This window comes from Lysobacter sp. Soil_N_51, from assembly GCF_057655755.1.
The window spans coordinates 52,607-70,439 of record NZ_JBDGLR010000004.1; the positions used below are offsets into that span (position 1 = coordinate 52,607).

The 17,833-nt window shown below is 66.1% G+C and carries 10 protein-coding genes; 5 read left to right on the plus strand and 5 right to left on the minus strand.

From position 1 onward, the window contains the following. Positions 1-455: 455 nt before the first annotated feature. A complete protein-coding gene (locus AC3A4T_RS08085) occupies positions 456-1,844 on the minus strand; it encodes a GH1 family beta-glucosidase (protein ID WP_487674910.1) in 1,389 nt (462 codons plus the stop codon). A 119-nt stretch (positions 1,845-1,963) separates the two neighbouring features. On the opposite strand from AC3A4T_RS08085, the gene AC3A4T_RS08090 reads away from it, so the two are divergent. The 5 genes from AC3A4T_RS08090 to AC3A4T_RS08110 all read left to right on the plus strand — a co-directional run bounded on the left by AC3A4T_RS08090 (position 1,964) and on the right by AC3A4T_RS08110 (position 7,703). Further along, positions 1,964-3,058: an ABC transporter ATP-binding protein gene (locus AC3A4T_RS08090; RefSeq protein WP_487674911.1), complete on the plus strand. Its 1,095-nt coding sequence runs from the start codon at positions 1,964-1,966 to the stop codon at positions 3,056-3,058. An 890-nt stretch (positions 3,059-3,948) separates the two neighbouring features. Further along, a complete protein-coding gene (locus AC3A4T_RS08095) occupies positions 3,949-4,488 on the plus strand; it encodes a hypothetical protein (RefSeq protein WP_487674912.1) in 540 nt (179 codons plus the stop codon). Between the two features lie 62 nt (positions 4,489-4,550). Continuing rightward, positions 4,551-6,002: a phospholipase effector Tle1 domain-containing protein gene (locus tag AC3A4T_RS08100; protein WP_487674913.1), complete on the plus strand. Its 1,452-nt coding sequence runs from the start codon at positions 4,551-4,553 to the stop codon at positions 6,000-6,002. A 17-nt stretch (positions 6,003-6,019) separates the two neighbouring features. Beyond that, on the plus strand, positions 6,020-6,592 hold the full coding sequence (locus tag AC3A4T_RS08105; protein WP_487674914.1) for a hypothetical protein: 573 nt from the start codon (positions 6,020-6,022) through the stop codon (positions 6,590-6,592). 88 nt (positions 6,593-6,680) lie between these two features. Then, positions 6,681-7,703, plus strand: coding sequence for an SDR family oxidoreductase (locus tag AC3A4T_RS08110; RefSeq protein ID WP_487674915.1), 1,023 nt, complete (start codon positions 6,681-6,683; stop codon positions 7,701-7,703). A gap of 414 nt (positions 7,704-8,117) precedes the next feature. On the opposite strand, the gene AC3A4T_RS08115 is transcribed toward AC3A4T_RS08110, so the two are convergent. From AC3A4T_RS08115 to pgmB, 4 genes are all read right to left on the minus strand, one after another. Next, complete coding sequence (locus AC3A4T_RS08115; RefSeq protein ID WP_487674916.1) at positions 8,118-10,181, minus strand: TerD family protein; 2,064 nt, start codon at positions 10,179-10,181, stop codon at positions 8,118-8,120. A 173-nt stretch (positions 10,182-10,354) separates the two neighbouring features. After that, on the minus strand, positions 10,355-11,611 hold the full coding sequence (locus tag AC3A4T_RS08120; protein WP_487674917.1) for an MFS transporter: 1,257 nt from the start codon (positions 11,609-11,611) through the stop codon (positions 10,355-10,357). 527 nt (positions 11,612-12,138) lie between these two features. After that, the gene (locus tag AC3A4T_RS08125; protein ID WP_487675189.1) at positions 12,139-14,523 is read right to left on the minus strand and encodes a TonB-dependent receptor; all 2,385 of its coding nucleotides are present in this window, start codon (positions 14,521-14,523) and stop codon (positions 12,139-12,141) included. A 108-nt stretch (positions 14,524-14,631) separates the two neighbouring features. After that, a complete protein-coding gene (gene pgmB, locus AC3A4T_RS08130) occupies positions 14,632-17,667 on the minus strand; it encodes a beta-phosphoglucomutase (protein WP_487674918.1) in 3,036 nt (1,011 codons plus the stop codon). Between the last annotated feature and the right edge of the window lie 166 nt (positions 17,668-17,833).

The window sequence follows — 17,833 nt, forward strand, 5'->3', positions numbered from 1 at the left end:
CCGCTCGGGGTCGGGGCGAGTATTCGTTGTTATGGATGTCGGTTGGTGCGGGGTTTGGGGGTGTCGGCGGTATCGGTCTTGGTGGGATCAGGGCGCGGGATGGGGTGGCAACGTGTGGTGGAGCCGGTGGGGTGACGTTATTGCGGCGAGGCCTTAATTCGTCATTTCCGGGGACTCTTCAATTCGTCATTCCCGCGAACCCCTCACTTCGTCATTCCCGCGAACGCGGGAATCCAGTGTCTTTGTCGCGACCTGCACGAAAGTCGCTGGATCCCCGCGTTCGCGGGGATGACGTTCCTTAGGGATGCGATGTCGAGTGTCGGATTCGCCGTGTCCCGGCTATCGAAGCCTGACCTGCGACTCTCGATATCAATCCCAAACGCTGCCGACAATCCCGATTCCCGATTCCCGATTCCCGATTCTCAAATCCCAAATCCCGAATCCCGAATCCCGGCTCAAGGCAACGGTTCTTCCAGGAACTTGCCATTACTCGCAATCACCTTCGAATACCAACGCGCACTGTCCTTCGGCGTACGATCCTGAGTGGCGTAGTTCACATGCACCACGCCGAAGCGCTTGGAGTAGCCCAGCGACCATTCCAGGTTGTCCAGCAGCGACCACACCATATAGCCGCGGATGTCGCAGCCGGCCTGGATCGCGTCGTGGATCGCGCCGATGTGCTTTTGCAGGTAGTCCATGCGCAGCGGATCGCGCACGCGGCGTTCGCCGCTCGCATCGGGCTCGGCCACCGGCGGATCGAAGAACGCCGCGCCGTTCTCGGTGATGTACATCGGGATGTCGCCGTAACGGTCCTTGACCCAGGTCAGGGTGTCGGTCAGGCCCTGCGGGAACACTTCCCAGCCGGTCTCGGTGTAGGTGCCCGACGGCTGCCGCACCACGCCGGTGTTGAGCGGGTAGCTGATCGCGTCCTTGGTGACGCTGCGGGTGTAGTAGTTGACGCCGATGAAGTCGAGCTTCTGCTTGATCAGGTCGAAATCGGCCTGCGGCCATTCCGGCCAGGCTTCGCCGAAGATCTCGCGCAGTTCCGGCGGGTAGGTGCCGAGCAGGGCGGGATCGAGGTATTGCTCGTTCATGTAGGCGTGCGCGCGCTTGACCGCGGCGGCGTCTTCGGCCGAATCGGTGGCCGCGTACTTGGGCTCGATGTTCACCACCAGCCCGATCTCGTGCTTGCCTTCGGCGCGATAGGCCTGCACCGCCGCGCCGTGCGCGCGCATCAGGTTGTGCGAGGCGATCGGCGCTTCGAAGCGGCTGCGATGGCCCGGCGCGAGCGCGCCGTGCAGATAGCCGCCGTCGGTGATCACCCACGGCTCATTGAGCGTGACCCACTTCTTGACCCGGCCGTCGAGCGCGCGGTACATGACCTGGCCGTACTCGGCGAACCAGTCGGCGCAGTCGCGGTTGAGCCAGCCGCCGCGGTCGTCGAGCGCGGCCGGCATGTCCCAGTGGTACAAGGTCAGCAGCGGTTCGATGCCGTTGGCCAGCAGTTCGTCGACCAGACGCGAGTAAAAATCCAGGCCGGCCTGATTCACCCGGCCGGTGCCCTCGGGCAGGATGCGCGACCACGAGACGCTGAAGCGATACGCCTGCAGGCCCAGCTCCTTCATCAATTTGATGTCTTCTTTCCAGCGTCGATAGTGGTCGCAGGCCACATCGCCGGTGTCGCCGTTGAGGGTCATGCCGGGGGTGTGGGCGAAGCGGGTCCAGATGCTGGGACCGGCGCCGTCGGCCATCGGCGAGCCTTCGATCTGGTGCGCGGCGGTGGCGGCGCCCCACAGAAAGCCGTTCGGGAAGGTGCGGTCGGCGGCAAAGCGTGAATCGGTCATTCGTCGTGGCCTCCGGAGCCAATCGAATTGGAAGCGGGCGTGCATGAAAACGGTTACATGGCAGAATAGCCCACGGCGGGCACAAATGCATCGCCTCGATCGCATTGTCGGGAGAATTCATGGCGAAGGTCACTCTGCAGCAGCTGCGCAAGGTCTATCCGAACGGTTACGTCGGCGTCGCCGACGCCAGTTTCGAGATCGACGACGGCGAGTTGCTGGTGCTGGTCGGCCCGTCGGGCTGCGGCAAATCCACCTTGTTGCGCATGGTCGCGGGGCTGGAGTCGATCAGCTCGGGCGAGCTGCGCATCGGCGACCGGGTGGTCAACGACATGCCGCCGAAGGATCGCGACATCGCCATGGTGTTCCAGAGCTATGCGCTGTATCCGCACATGACCGTGGCCGAGAACCTCGGCTTCGGCCTGAAACTGCGCGGCGCGAGCAAGGCCGAGATCGCGGAGCGAGTGAAGGCCGCGGCCGCGACCCTGGAACTGGAATCGCTGCTGGACCGCAAGCCGGCCGCGTTGTCGGGCGGGCAGCGTCAGCGCGTCGCGTTGGGTCGCGCGCTGGTGCGCAAGCCGCAGGTGTTTTTGCTGGATGAGCCGCTGTCGAACCTCGACGCCAAGCTGCGCATGACCATGCGGGTCGAGATCGCGCGCCTGCATCGGCAGCTCGAGACCACCATGATCTACGTCACCCACGATCAGGTCGAAGCAATGACCCTGGGCCATCGCATCGTGGTTATGAAGGACGGCAAGATCCAGCAGATCGACACGCCGATGGCCTTGTACAACCGGCCGGTCAATCTGTTCGTGGCGACGTTTCTCGGCAGCCCGAAGATGAACACCTTATGGGGCCAAGTGGTCGAACGCGAAGGCGCCCTGTACCTGCGCATCGCCGACAGCGTCGAACTGCGTCTGCGGCCGGAAGGCGAACTATTGGAAAAAGTGCGCGGTTACCTGGGCCGCGAACTGATGATCGGCCTGCGCCCGGAAGACATGCATCCGGCCGAAGCCGGCCCGGACACCTTGCCGGCCAAGGTCGAAGTGGTCGAACCGGTCGGCAACGAAGCCTTCTTGAACCTGGGCTGCGGCGGCTGCGACCTGGTCGTGCGCCTGCCGCCGTTCCACTTGCCGAAGGTCGGCGACACGGTGCATCTGTCGTATTCGGCGGAACGGATGCATTTCTTCGATCGGGAGAGTGAGTTGCGGTTGTAGGGGGCGGCCCGGTAGTAAGTACGGCGGGCCCTTTCAAGGAGGGATGAGTTTCGGTTTTGCCGAGATACTCCCAGCCCGTCATTCCCGCGAAGGCGGGCTCCGCTTCACTTCGGCGGAGCCGAACATCCAGTGCCTTTCATGCGAGAACGTTCGAAGTCGATATGTTCGCTGCTTTCATGCAGGCAACGCGATAACCGAAAGATTGAAGTGCAACGTTTGCGACTTCATGCCCTTTCGCACGAAAGTCCCTGGATGTTCGGCTCCGCCGAAGTGAAGCGGAGCCCGCCTTCGCGGGAATGACGACTTGAGGAAGCGCGGTCATGTGCTGATAAAAGTGCGGTTACATGATGAGCTGCGGCTGCAGGGTAGGCGTAGGGTGGTCGTAGCAAGTGATCCGATTGCGGGACCACCGCGCCACAGCCAACCGAAACAGTGCAATTGGTCGCAAATTCCTCGCACCGAAGAACCCACCACTTCGCCGACCCGGCCCGCTGCCGTTCCCGCACGGTCGGGCCCAGAACCGCCCGATCGCCGCGCCGCCAGCGCAAACCCGCCACTCAAATGCTCACAAGCATTAGAGCGCGAAGCCAAAGATCGGCACATTAGTTGAGTCTTATCGCCGATTGCGTGCAAACTCCAGCCTCGTGCTCCAGCACATCGCAGCGCAGTACGGAAGGGGAGCTATCCGTACAGTGGGTTCGCCCACGAGCCGATGCTAGTGTGCCGGAGCCAGCGAAGGGACCCAGATGGACAGTCAATCCGTGACCGGCCGCCGTCGCCGTCATGCCGTGCCGCGTTGCGAACCGCATCGCCGGCAGGCGCATGCCCGCCGCGCGCGCGCCCTGGCCGCGATGCTTGCCCTATTTGCCGCAACAGGATGTCAAACCGCCATGTCTACGTCCGCCGCCTCCAGCCCGTCCGCCGCCGCGCACACCGACGCGGGCACCTCGGCCGAATGGCCGCTGCGTTTCGAGCGTCACCGCTTCGGCGCCTACTGCTTCGATACCTACGGCTGCCGCATCGTCTACCACGGCTTTCCGCACGGTAAGCCCGACGAAACCAAGCTCAGCGCCTCGACCGAATCGTTCGGCGCCGATTACCGCAGCCTGATGAAGGCCGGCCACATCGACATCGTCAACTTCCCGCCGCCGGCCGAGGTCACCTGGCGTTCGAAGGACCAAAGCGAACACAGCGCGCGCATCGACATCGGCGAGATCTTCAAGGACCGGCTGGTGCGGCACGAGGTCGCGCGCGAGGACATCGCGCCGGGCATCAGCATCGGCGATCCGGAAATCATCCTGGAAGTCGACGACCGCACCATCAACGTCTACATGCGCACCTTCATCCCGTTGAAGGCGCCGCGCGATCCCGGCAATGCCAACAGCGATTACCGCGCCGACCTGATCCAGGTTTTCAGTCAGACCTACTGAGCCGCAGCCCCGAGCCGCAGCACCCGGCAGTACCACAACCGCAGCGCTAAGGAGAGTTTGCGATGGGCGGCGAAAAGAATCCGGACGGCGTCAAGACCTATCCCGCCGACCAGCACGACCTCGACAGTTACGTGCAGGCCAGCGGCCAGTTGTCGCAACTGCGCGCGCCGCTGATGCTCGATTCCAGCGATCCGCATGCGCGCTTGTTCGTTGCCGCCTTCGACGGCACCGGCAACAGCATGTACAAGGACGACCCCAAGAACCACACCAACGTGGCCGGGGTCGTGCAGCAACTCGAAGCCGGCATGCACCGCAACATCGGTTACGGCTACGTGGAAGGGCCGGGCACCCAGGACGGCTGGCTCAAGAGCACCCGCGATCAGATGAGCGGGCGCACCTTCGAGCCGCGCGTGGAGCAGATGTACCGGCAGTTCACCGAGCAGTCCAAGCAATGGCTCGACCAGGACCCGAAGGCGCAGATCAACGTGGCCGGGATCGGTTTCAGCCGCGGCGCCGAGCAGGAGGCCGCGTTCGCGCGACTGGTCCACGAGCGAGGCATCCAGGACCCGAGCGGCGCGACCTACAGCAAGGACAAGGACGGCAACATCACCGGCGTGGAGTTCAGCAAGCCGCCGCTGGTGGCGCCGGGGCAGGTGCCGCAGGCGGTCGGTCTGTTCGACCCGGTCGGCACCGGCGAGCCGCGCAATCACGACCGGCGCCTGCCGCCGTCGGTGATGTCGGCGTTCCAGATCACCGCCGAGGACGAACGCCGCGACCTGTTCAAGTCGACCAGCATCCTGCGCGAGGGTTTCAGCGAGGACAAACGCTTCCTCAACGTCACCGTCGGCGGCGCGCACAGCAATATCGGCGGCAGCTACGAGCTCAACGGCCTGTCGATCCGCAGCGGCAACCTGATGACCGATTACCTCAACGGGCTCAGCGACAAGCCGTTCCTGGACAAGCGCGCCGAACCGCAGGACCCGACACTCAACGTCGTGCACCGGTCCGACAAGCATCAGTTCTTCTACACCACCCGCGATTTCCGCGACGGTCAGCGCGACCACACCGACGTCGTCGCGAGCAAGCAGCAGGTCAAGGATCACTCGGTCGCCGATCCGACCCGCAAGGAACCGATCGACGAGCGCATGGACGGCCGCTTCGAGCGCCGGCCGGTGCCGATCGGCGATACCCCGGGCAAGCAGGCGACGCCGCAACCGGCGGCGCAGGAAGGCAGCGACATCGATCGCACCTTCGCCCGCCTGACCGAGGCCGCGCGCAATCGCGACGACGGCGCGTTCCGCGCCGCGGCGCAGGACCACGCGCGCTCCGACGCGGGCCAGGCCTGGCTGCAGAACGGACGCGAGCAATACCAGCAGATGAAGGCCGAGCAATCCCAGGCGGCGTCGCAACAGCAATCGCAGCAGGCGCAGCCACAGCAACCGCCGCAGCAACAACAACCGCCGCACCAGCAGCAGCAACCGCCCAGCATGCAGCCGCGCATGCCGGGTCAGTAACCCTGACGGAGAACGAAGTGCAGGACGCGCAAGACCTGAAACGATTGGCCGCCGATCTGGCGGTGTTCGCCCAGCACATGCAGGAACAAAGCGAACGCGCGGTCCAGCATGTGGACCGCAGCGCCGACGAACTGCATCGCACCGCGCAGGGCATGGGCACCGGGGCGCAGGAACTCACCCACCAGCTGATCAACGCGGTGCAGAACCAGACCCGCGAGGCGATCGGCCGCGGCGTCGATCAGACCTTCGGTCCGATCGGTACCCAGTTGCGCGAAAGCGCCGAACTCGCCGAACGCGCGGCCAAGGCGCTCGAAGACCAGCACATCGGCCTGCTGCGCTCGCAACAGGGGCTGATCTACAAGGGCGTGGCGGCCTTGCTGGTCGGCTCGATCCTGGCGGTCGGCAGCAGCTGGTATTTCATGCGCAAGTCGATGCGCGAGATCGAGCGCGCCCAGTTCGCCAAGGACATCCTGTACGCGACCCAGTCGGGCGCCTTGACTCGTTGCGGCGAAGCGCTGTGCGCGCGCGCCGGCAAGACCTACGGGGCCAAGGGCGAGTACGTGCTGCTTGAGCCGGCGGGGGCGGAGTAATCGCGCATGCCGGTCGCCGCGCGATCGCGCCGGCTTCGATCCTCGTGCCGGCTTTAATCCTGGTGCCGCTCACTGCGAGACAGCGCCGATGTCCACCGTAGTCGTCACCGGCGGTTCGGGTTTCATCGCCAGCCATTGCATCGTCCAGTTGTTGCAGGCGGGCCATCGCGTACGCGCCAGCGTGCGCGCGCTCGAGCGCGAAAGCGCGGTGCGGGCGATGGTGCGCAAGGCCGGAGTCGATCCGGGCGATCGGCTGTCGTTCGTCGTCGCCGATCTCGAACATGACGCCGGTTGGGACCGGGCCGTTGCCGATTGCGATTACGTGCTGCACGTGGCTTCGCCGTTCCCGCCCGGATTGCCCAAACACGAAGACGACCTGATCGTGCCGGCGCGCGATGGCGCCCTGCGGGTGTTGCGCGCCGCGCGCGACGCCGGGGTCAAGCGGGTGGTGCTGACCTCGTCGTTCGCGGCGATCGGTTACGGCCATCCCGGTCGTACCGAGCCTTTCGACGAAACCGTGTGGTCGGACTTGAGCGGCGACGTAGCGGCCTATCCGAAATCCAAGACCCTGGCCGAACGCGCGGCCTGGGACTTCATCGAACGCGAGGGCGGGCCGCTGGAATTGTCGGTGGTCAATCCGGTCGGCGTGTTCGGCCCGGTGCTGGGGCCCGATTATTCGACCTCGATCGGCCTGATCCAGCGCATGCTCGACGGCGGCTTGCCCGGTTGCCCGCAACTGCACTTCGGCGCGGTCGACGTGCGCGACGTCGCCGACCTGCACCTGCGCGCGATGACCGATCCGGCCGCCAACGGCGAACGCTTCCTGGCCGTCGCCGGCGACTTCATGTCGGTGCAGGAAATGGCCCAGACCCTGCGCAGCCATCTGGGCGCCGCGGCGGCGAAAGTGGCCACTCGGCAAGTGCCGAACTGGATGGTGCGCCTGGCCGCGTTGCGCGACCCGGCGGTGCGGCAGGTGATCCCGGACCTGGGCAAGCGCAAGAACGCGAGCAGCGCCAAGGCCCAGCGCGTGCTGGATTGGGTGCCGCGGCCGCGCGAGGACGCATTGATCGCGACCGCGCAGAGCCTGATCGCGTTGAAGCGAAACGCTTGAGTCGCGGCTTGCATCAGTTCGCGTTGCATCGAACCTCAAACCAGATGCAGCTCGGCCGCCCCCTGTAGGAGCGGCGTAAGCCGCGACCGCGACCCACGCCAGCCGGCGCAAGGCGCATCGATCCGGTCACCACACGTCGACGGCCGGACCATCCATCCGCACGCGTCGTCAATGCCCGATGGCCTGTATCCGTCGCGAACGGCCACTGCGCGGTCGCGGCTTACGCCGCTCCTACAGGTAGGCCATGCGAAGTCGGTCCCGCGTTGCGTCCGATGCGGACGGGGGCCCCGTATCCGACTGTAGGAGCTGCGTAAGCTGCGACCGCGGAATCTCGACAACGGCGCCGGCTGCGGGGACCCGCGCCGTAGCCGCATTGCCGCGGTCGCGGCTCAGGCCGCTCCTGCATGAGAGCGCTCAAAGGAACTCGGCGCGAATCCGATCCACATCGAACGGGGTAATGCCTTCGCTCATCGAAAACACCGTATCGGCCTGTTCGGGCGTATCCACCAGTTCGCCGCGCGCCTGCGCATGCAATTCGAACAAGGTCCGCAGATCCGGCGTTGCCAGCGCCGTCATCGCGCGCAGGATCAGCGAGATGCCCGACAGGTGGTTGGCGGCGTTGTTCCAGCGCGGGAAACCGCCAAGGCCGATATCGGTCCACAGGATCTGATCGGTCTGCAGATCGAGCACGAACGGCAGGCAGCTTTGCTGGTTCGAGGCCAGATCCAGCCGATCCTCGACCGTGCGCGCTTCGAACGGCTCACCGGAGTTCGCATCGCCGCGCGCCATCCAGCCGGCGAAGCACTCGGGCAGGTCGCAGTACGGCTGGTTGGTGAAGCTGTGGATGCTGACCACGACGAAGCGCAGGCCGAGCTCGCGCAAGCGCGCCAGGTCCAGATCGATGAACTCGGACGCGCCCTGCGGCGCGTCGACGATGTCGCCGCTGTGATGGCCGCCGTAACCCTTGAGGTTGTAGTAGGCGACCACGTCGCGGAACACGAAATCGCGATCGAAGAATGCCGCCGACAGGTCGATGTCGGTGCGCTCGCGGCCGTTGGTCCACCACAGGAACAGGCGGATGAAGCGGGTGTCGGGCAGCGGCAGGCGGCTGCCGCGCACCAGCGTGCGCAGCGCGCGCGAGGCCGAGCGTTGGGCCAGCGGTACGCGCATGTCGGCCAGGGCCGGGTCGATGTAACAGCGCCCCAGCGGCGCGCGTTCGGCGAAACGGCTGCGCAGGGCATCGCGGCAGATCGCGATGACATCGGCCAAGACGCGCGCGTCGATCGGAGCGCGTCGATCGTGCAGCGTCCACGCGCGCGCCGCGTCACCCTTCGGAAAGAAGGTGCGTAATGCCGATTCGCCGCGATGTTCGAACTGGCTCAAGGCCTGCAGCAGGACCGGCGTGGAAACCCGTTCGGCGACGGCGCGGAAGTGATCGAGCACGGCCCGCGCCGGTAGGTCGCCGCGCAGCAGGTGATCGAGCCGGCGTGCGAGTTCGCCCGGACGCGCGCGCAAGCGCTGCGCGACCGCATCGGTGCGGCCTTGCTCCAGTTCGCGTTCGATCGCGCTGTTGAAGCTCTCGAACGGCAGGTCCTCGCGTAGCACCTGGAACGCGCGCCAGGTGTTCGGGCAGCGTTCGCGGTAGTCGCCCGGATGCAGCACTTCTCCCAGGCGCTTCCAGCGTTCGCGCCAACGCCGCATGTCCTCGGTCGGATCGCCGCAGGCTTCCAGCCCGTCCAGCAGCAGGCGTCGTTGCGTGCGCTTCATCGCCTTGAATCGAGTCGGTTCGGCCAGCGAAACATCGCCGTCGTTCAAGGCTACGGCCAGGCGCAGCAGGTCGGTCGCGGTCTTGAATCGGGTTGCGATGAATTCGTTCGTGGCCGCGCCCGGTGCGTAGCGCAGCAAGCCAGCGCCGATCAGCGCGAGGTTTTCCTTGAACGGAATCTGTTCGGGCAGCAACCGGAACACCTGGGCCTGGTACTGCTTGATGAACCACAACAGGTCGGTCTTGTCCTGCGCCGACAGCGAGGTCGGCGCCTTGGCCAGCCGGGTGCAGATGGCTTCGAAATCTTCGGCGCTGCCCAGGTCGATTTCGCGCGGCTCGCGCCCGTGCAGCAGCGGCGTGGTTTCCATCGGCTGCTGCAGATGCAGACGGCGATGGGTGAGGTAGTGGTAAACCGCGCGCAGATACAGCTCGGCCTCGGCCAGCATCATCGAGCCGTTCGGAAAATCCGGAAACAAGGGCCGGTGCTTTCGGTGCGCGCCGGTCATCGGCGCCAGATGCTTGCGCAGTTCGCGCAGCACCTGGGTGAGTTGCTCGATCGAGAGCGTACACAGGCGTTCGACCACCGCCTCGGACAGCACGTAACCCAGCGCTTCGGTTTCCTTCTGCACCATCGCCACTTCGGCCGCGCTGACGCCGCCGTCGCCGGGTTTGACGTACAGCTTGCCGCGTCGCCGCAGGTAGATTCCATTCATGCGCCGTGCCTCCGCGAGGTCCTCAATGAAAAGCCCGCCGTGAGGCGGGCTGTGTGGGAAGCGGGCACCCTAGTTTCAAGTAGAAGGAAGGACGCCCATAGCCACGAGGTCGAGCATAGCCCAGCCCTGGGAGAAACAGAATGCCGATGGTCGGTCGCGAACGGCGCGTGTGCTCAAGCGGCCGCGATCGCGCGTTCGGCGCGATTGGACTGGCGCTTGAGCATCGCGATCGCCAGCAGCAACAGCGCCATCGGCAGCAGCGACAGATAGAACGCGGTGCCGCCGCCGATGCGCGCGAACAGCTGGCCGGTGATGAACGAACCGGTGGTGCCGCCCAGCGCCGAGAACACCACGATCAGGCCGGTCATCGCGGCATGCCGCGATTTAGGCAGCGAGCTGAGCACGACCGAATTGATCGCCGGATAGATCGGCGCCATGAACAATCCGATCAGCGGGAACACATACGCGGCGAGCGGTGCGCGCGCCCAGGTCATGTCGTCGCTTGGCTGGGCCTGACCGGCGAGCGGCAGGGCCACGATCACCAGCAGCGCCATCGCCACCACGCAGGTGATCAGCAACCAGTGCCACGGCACGCGCCGCAGCGCGAGGCCGGCGGCGAGCCGGCCCAACGCGAGCGACACCGCGAAGATGCTCGCGGCCTGCACGCTCATGGTCGTGGGCAGGTGCAGGATTTCGCGATTGAAGGTCGGCAGCCAGGTGCCCACGCTCTGTTCGATCAGCACGTACAGGAACGCCGAGACCAGGAACGCGGCGACCAGCGGCTGGGCGATCAGGCGGAACATGTCGAGAAACGAATCGGCGGCGGCGTGGCCGTCGCGCGCGGCCGATTCGTCCATGCGCGAACACGCGAGCAACGCGACGATCAGCGCGGCCACCGCGGCGAGCAGCCAGTACACCCGCAGCCAGACCGGGTCGGCCGGCGAATCGGGGTTGATGAACCAGGCGAAGATCCAGTAGCCGGCGAGCACGCCGACCATGAACCAGCCTTCGATGATGCTGGTCAGGCTGGCATGCGCCTGCTTGCCCTCGGTCAACAGGCCGATCGAGGAATACACCGAGACCTTGGTCAGCGCGAACGCCACGCCGGTGGCGATGAACAACACCTTGGTCATCCAGAACGAGGACAGCAGCGGCATCAGCGCGCAGGCGACGCCGACGATGCCCAGGCCCAGCATCATCGCGCGGCGGTAGCCCAGTCGCGGCATCAATGCGGCGGTGAGGAAGGAGACGACCGCGATCGGGAGATCCTTGAAGGCTTCCAGGATGCTCGCGTCGCTTTTGGTGATGCCGAAGCCCTGGATCGACTGCAGGATCACCGTGCCCACGCTGTTGAGCAGGATCCCGAACATCATGTAGGTCAGGATCATCGCCACGATCATCAGGCGGCGACTGGAAGTGTTGGCGGTCATGCAGGCTCCGGCGGATCATCTATCGCGTATTTTGAATCCTTCTCCCGCGTGCGGGAGAAGGTGTCCCGAAGGGGCGGATGAGGGCACGCGGCGATCATGGGCCCTCACCCCAACCCCTCTCCCGCTTCGGGGGAGAGGGGCTTTGACGGCATGGTGAGTGAATCCTTCTCCCGCGTGCGGGAGAAGGTGCCCCGAAGGGGCGGATGAGGGGCGCGCGGTGATCATCGGCCCTCACCCCAACCCCTCTCCCGCTTCGCGGGAGAGGGGCTTTGACGGCATGGTGAGCGAATCCTTCTCCCGCGTGCGGGAGAAGGTGCCCCGAAGGGGCGGATGAGGGCACGTGGCGATCATCGGCCCTTACCCCAACCCCTCTCCCGCTTCGCTGGAGAGGGGCTTTGACGGCATGGTGAGTGAATCCTTCTCCCGCATGCGGGAGAAGGTGCCCCGAAGGGGCGGATGAGGGCGCGCGGCGATCATGGCCCTCACCCCAACCCCTCTCTCGCTTCGCGGGAGAGGGGCTCAAGGCATCACCACTTGTACGCGGCCGAGAACAGATACGAACGCCCCGCGATCGGCCGGCCCATGAACACGCCGCCGGTCGCCGCGCCGGGCACGCGCACGTTGCCTTCGGTCAGGCCCAGTTCGTTGGTCACGTTGCTGCCGCTGAGCGCGAACTCCCAGTTGTCGCCGACATGCATGTTCGCGCCGACATCCACGGTCTCGTACGACGGCAGTTTCTGGGTGTTGGCCAGGTCGGCGAACCGATCGCCGATGCGCGAGTAAGTCGCGAAGATCTTCAGATCGCCGAACGGCAAGGTCCAGAAATAGCTCGGGGTGAAGCGGAACTGCTGCTTGGGCTGGCGCATGACCTGATTGCCGGTGAACTCGCGATAGTTCTCGTACTTCGCATCCAGCCACACGCCAGTCAGCGCAAGCTCCAGCCCGCCGATCGGCCGCACCGCGCCTTCGACTTCCACGCCGTAGGCGCGCGAATCGCCGGCGGTGGTGAAGTTGGTGCCGTCGTCGAGGAAGGCCTGGAACGGCGAATTGGTGAAGCTGTTGTAGAACGCGGTCAGGTACAGGTCGTAGACCGAATTGCCGGACTTGAAGCCCAATTCGTATTGATCGATTTCCTGCACCTTGTTGTTGCCGTCGCGCAATGCATCGAAGGTCGGCAGCTTGTAGCCCGAGTTGGCGCGCGCGAACACACTGGAGGTCTCGTTGAGCTTGTAGTTCAGGCCCAAGGTCCAGGAGAAATGCTTGTCGTCCTGATCGATGCGGCGGCTGCTCGGCAACGAGATCGAGGTGGCGTTGTCGTATAGCGTGTTCGGATTGCCGTCCAGATCGACCGTCGCGGTGTCGTGGACGGTGCCGTCGACCTGCTGCCACTCGTAGCGGATGCCGCCGTCCAGGCGCAGACGGTCGTTGATCTGCCATTCGTCGGCGAGGAACACCGCGGTGTTCTGGCCGTCGTAATCGCCGCGCAGCGAGAAGAACGAGGTGCCGGTGAAACCGTCGCGGGTGACCTGGCGGCCGTCGGCCAGGGTCAGGTTGATCCGGCGCGCGTTGTTCTGCGCGGTCAGCAGCATGTTGTTGCCCAGATACCAGGTGTCCTTGGACGAATACTTGGCGAAGTACACGCCGGCCGTCAGCGTGTTGCCTTCGAACAGATCCTTGCTGAAACGCAGATCGTTGGTGAACGATTCGATTTCCTTGTCGACCACCCAGAACCCGGCGGTCAACACCTGCTGGTTCGGATCGACCGCGCCGCCGCCGTTGACGTAGGTCGCGGTGCCGGCGCTGCCGAATCCAGCGATGAACGATCCCAGCGTCTGCGGGCTGGCGCCGGTGAACAGGCCGTTGGTCGGCGCGCTGCCGCTGACGAAGTTGACCCGGTCGCTGATGGTCCAGTCGCCGGCATAGAAGTCCATCGACGCGCCGAACACGTCGAGGTTGATGCCACGGCCGTCGGCGAGATCGCGGCTGATGCTCTGGCCGTTCGGTCCGGTCGGAATGGTGACGTGGCGGAAGTCGTTGCCGAGCAGGGTGCCGGTCTGCGCGTCCAGGCCCGGGAAGCTCGACAGGCTGCCGCCGTTGTTGCGCGAGAGCAGCGGGATCGGAGTGAAGAACGCGTTCTTGTCGTCGGTGTGACGCGCGTACACGGTGATCTCGCCCTTGTCCCAGCTGTGGGTCAGGGTGGCGCTGAGCTGGCCGCCCTTGTCGGCCGGGAACTGGGTGTCGCGCACGCCGTCGGTGGTGCGGTAGAAACCGCCCACGCTGTAATACCAGCCTTCGCCGAGCTTGCCGCTGTTGAACAGATCGACCCGGCGCAGACTGTCGCTGCCGACGCCCACGCGCACGCTGCCGGCGGGTTCTTCGCCGCCTTTCTTCTGGATGAAGTTGACCGTCGCGCCGGGCTGTCCGTTGGAGAAGATCGGGCTCGGACCGCCGCGCAGAACTTCCATGCGGTCGATGGTGTCGTCCATGCGGAACAGGGTGGAGTTTTCCAGAAACGACAGGGTCGGCGGCGGGAACAGCGGCGCGCCGTCCATCTGCACGGTCACGAACGGCGCGTCGCCTTCCGAGGGCATGCCGCGCACGAAGATGTTCGCGCCGGTGCTGCCGCCGGCCGATTCGGCCCAGATGCCGGGCACGACCTTGAGCGCGTCGGCGGTGCTCAGCGGCACCGCTTCCTGGATCTGCTCGAGCGATGCGGTGGTGATCGAGAAGCTGGCGTCGCGCTTGCGCAAACCCTTGAAGCGCGCGGTGCCGCTGACCACGACCGCGTCGAGGGTGGTGGCGGAGGTTTCGGCCGGCGCGGCGTCCTGCGGCGCGGCGGCGGCCGCGTCCTGGGCCAATGCATGGCCTGGCGCGAGCGCGGCGGCGATCGCCGCGGACAGCGCGTAACGCATCAGACGGGTTTGCTTGAAGGCTGCGTGGTGCATGGTGATCTCCCCACCCGGTTGTTATGGATTGTTGAACTGCAAGGCGGTCTGCCGCGGCGGTACGTGCCGACGCGGTCAGGGCGAAACGAAAGCGTTCAGATCGAAGGACGCGATGTCGGGCAGGCAGGCATCGGCACGCGCGAGCGTCGTCGCGTCGCCGATGCCGACCGCGGCCATGCCGGCGGTCTTGATCGCGACCACGCCGGCGGCGGCGTCTTCCACGCCGATGCACAGCGACGGCGCGACGCCGAGCGCGGCGGCGACATCCAGGAAGATGTCCGGCGCCGGTTTGGCCCGCGCGATCCGCGCCGCGTCGGCGATGTAGTCGAAGCGATCGGCGATGCCAAGGCGGTCGAGCAGGGCGGCGGCATTGCGGCTGGCCGAGGCCAGACCGAGCTTGAGCCCGCGCGCGCGCGCCTGTTCGAGCACGCGCTCGACCCCGGCGAACAGATCCTTCGGCGTGACTTCGGCGATGGCCTCGACGTAGTAGCCGTTCTTGCGTTCGGCCAGCGCGCGTTTCTGTTCGGCGCCGAGCACCTTGCCGGCGTGGCGCAGGATGATGTCCAGCGAACTCATCCGGTCGACGCCCTTGAGCTGCTCGTTGACATGCTGGTCGAACGGCAGGCCTTCTTCGTCGGCCATGCGCTTCCAGGCGCGGTAGTGGGTCTGCGCGGTGTCGGTGAGCACGCCGTCGAGATCGAAGATCAGCGCCCGCGCCGGACGCGGGAACGCGAGCTTGCCGTCCTCGCCGGGTTGGCTGCCCGGTTGGGCGAGCGCGACCCGCACCGGCGTATCGGCGCTCAGTTCGATCGCGTGGCCGGCGTGTTCGATGCGCAATGCCGCGCCGTCGAGCAAGGTGTATTCGACCCCGTCGCGATCGACCCGCAGGCGCAGGCGCCGGCCTTGCCAGCGCAGGCCGAAACCGAAACCGCGCCATTGTCGCGGCAGAGTCGGCGCGAACTTCAGCACGCCGTTGGACGTGCGCAAGCCGGCGAAGCCCGAAGCCAGCCCGAGCCACGTCCCCGCCAGCGCCGCCATATGCACGCCGTGGTCGGTGTTGCCGTGCAGATCGTCCAGGTCGACGCGCAGGTTGTCGCCGAAGAATTTCGCCGCCTGATCGGCGTGGCCGACTTCGCTGGCGAGAATGCCGAACACCGACGCCGACAAGGTCGAGTCGTGGGTGGTGACCGCTTCGTAGTAGTCGTAGCTGCGACGCTTGATGTCCGCGCCGATGCCGTCGCCGGCCAGGACCAGCGCCATGACCACGTCGGCCTGCTTGCAGATCTGGTGGCGATACAAGGTGAGTGGGTGGTAGTCGAGCAGCAGCGGACGGTGCTCGCCCTCGTGCTTGGGGAACGGCCAACGCGGCTTGTCGAGGAAGGTGTCGTCCTGCGCGTAGATGCCCAGCGCGTCGTCGTAACGCAGGAACATGCGCTCGCCGGCGCGGCGCCAGCTGTCGATCTCGTGCGGGTCCAGTTGCAGACGCTGGGCCAGGGCCTGCGATTGTTCGGGACGTTCGCGTTGCAGTTGCTCCCACACCCGCACCGCGCGCAGCAGATGCTGCTGGGCCATGCGGTTGGTATAGAAGTTGTTGTCGACCAGCGCGGTGTATTCGTCCGGGCCGGTGACTTCGTGAATGCAGAACGCGCCGCCGCGGCGCGGATTGAAATGACCGATCTGCGGCCAGATGCGCGCGGTTTCGAACAGGATTTCGGCGCCGCATTCGACCAGGAAATCCAGATCGCCGGTCGCGTCCAGGTACAGGCCCAGCCCATACGCGACCGCCGCATTGATGTGATACGCGGCCGAACCCGACGGGTAATGCGCCGAGCATTCGCCACCGGTGATCGTGCGCCACGGGAACAGCGCGCCGCGCGGATGATTCATCTCGCGCGCATGCTTGCGCGCCGGTTCCAGCGCGAGAAAGCGCGCATGCAGCATCGCGCGCGCGACCTCCGGCGCGGTGTACGCCATCACCGGCAGCATGAAGGCTTCGGTGTCCCAGAAATAATGGCCTTCGTAGCCTTCGCCGGTCAGACCCTTGGCGGCGGTGCCGTTGACGCCGTCGCGGCCGGCCGATTGCAGCAGATGGAACAGGTTGAAACGCAGCGCCTGTTCGGCGGCGGCATCGCCGTCGATGAACAATTCCGCGCCGTCCCAGAACTCGGCCAGCGCCGCGGCGTGGCGCGCGGCGATCGCGTCGAAGCCATCCGCTACCGCTTGATGCAGGGCCTGCGCAGCGTGCGCGGGCAGGTCGGTCGCGTGCGGGCTGGTGTCGGTGGCGTAGACGACGAACTTCTCGATCGTCGCCGATTGCCCCGGCTGCAATTGGGCGTGATAGCGCTGGGCGACATGCTCCTCGCCAATCTCGGCCTCAAAGAAGCTCACGCCTTCGCCCAGACGATGCGCCTGGCTGCAGACCACGCGCACGCCGCTGCGGCGGGTCGCCTGGACCACGTCCGCGCTGCGCCGGTCGGCCTGGCGCGAAAGCAATTGCAGACCTTCGGCCGAAGCCACGCCGATGCGCGGGTCGTCGCCTTGTTCGGCCGCGGCGTGGCCGCATTCAATCGCCGAGGCCAGAGTGATGGGGCCGGTGTAATCGATCGACGCCACGGTGTAGCGGATCGCGAGCAGATCCACCCCGGCCGCGCCGCTGTCGAACGGCAGCACGCGCTCGGCGCGGATTTCGATGCCGTGGCCTTGCGCGGTGTTCAGGCGCAGACGTCGGCGCAGCAGACCGCTACGCAGGTCAAGTTCGCGTTCGAACGCCAACCACTGCGCGTCATCGATGTCCAGCCGCTGCGCGCCCAGCCACACCGCGATGCGCTGACCGTCGGCGACCGGCAGGCGGGTGTCGGTGTTGCGGGCGAAACCCGGGAAGCGTTCGTGGTAGTGGATCGGGTGCTTTTCGAATACCGAGGCCAGGAAGCTGCCGTCGCTGCCGCCGTCGGCTTCCTCGAACCCGCCGCGCACGCCGAGCGAACCATTGGCCAGGGCGAACAGGGTTTCGTCGCGGCGACGCAGCGCAGGGTCGTGATGCTCTTGGCGCAGGCGCCAGGCGTCGGTGTCTTGGGGTGATGCGGATGTCGCGGGAGCGGGGTTCGGGGTCACGCGTAAGGCCTGAAAGCGGGGTGGGCGGCATCGGGGATGCGGCGGGTTGCGATGGTGCGCGGTGTTGTCTTGGTGGCGGACCGTAGGGATTGATTGTTATCGATGTCAAGTTACCGATAACAACCGGGCTTGGACGGCGGGCGCGTCGGTGTGCCTGGAGGCCTTC

What these genes read in the sequence shown, in the direction of transcription:
- AC3A4T_RS08085 (WP_487674910.1), bottom strand. Translation starts at nt 1,844, where the DNA reads ATGACCGATTCACGCTTTGCCGCCGACCGCACCTTCCCGAACGGCTTT.
- AC3A4T_RS08090 (WP_487674911.1), top strand. Translation starts at nt 1,964, where the DNA reads ATGGCGAAGGTCACTCTGCAGCAGCTGCGCAAGGTCTATCCGAACGGT.
- AC3A4T_RS08095 (WP_487674912.1), top strand. Translation starts at nt 3,949, where the DNA reads ATGTCTACGTCCGCCGCCTCCAGCCCGTCCGCCGCCGCGCACACCGAC.
- AC3A4T_RS08100 (WP_487674913.1), top strand. Translation starts at nt 4,551, where the DNA reads ATGGGCGGCGAAAAGAATCCGGACGGCGTCAAGACCTATCCCGCCGAC.
- AC3A4T_RS08110 (WP_487674915.1), top strand. Translation starts at nt 6,681, where the DNA reads ATGTCCACCGTAGTCGTCACCGGCGGTTCGGGTTTCATCGCCAGCCAT.
- AC3A4T_RS08115 (WP_487674916.1), bottom strand. Translation starts at nt 10,181, where the DNA reads ATGAATGGAATCTACCTGCGGCGACGCGGCAAGCTGTACGTCAAACCC.
- AC3A4T_RS08120 (WP_487674917.1), bottom strand. Translation starts at nt 11,611, where the DNA reads ATGACCGCCAACACTTCCAGTCGCCGCCTGATGATCGTGGCGATGATC.
- AC3A4T_RS08125 (WP_487675189.1), bottom strand. Translation starts at nt 14,523, where the DNA reads ATGCGTTACGCGCTGTCCGCGGCGATCGCCGCCGCGCTCGCGCCAGGC.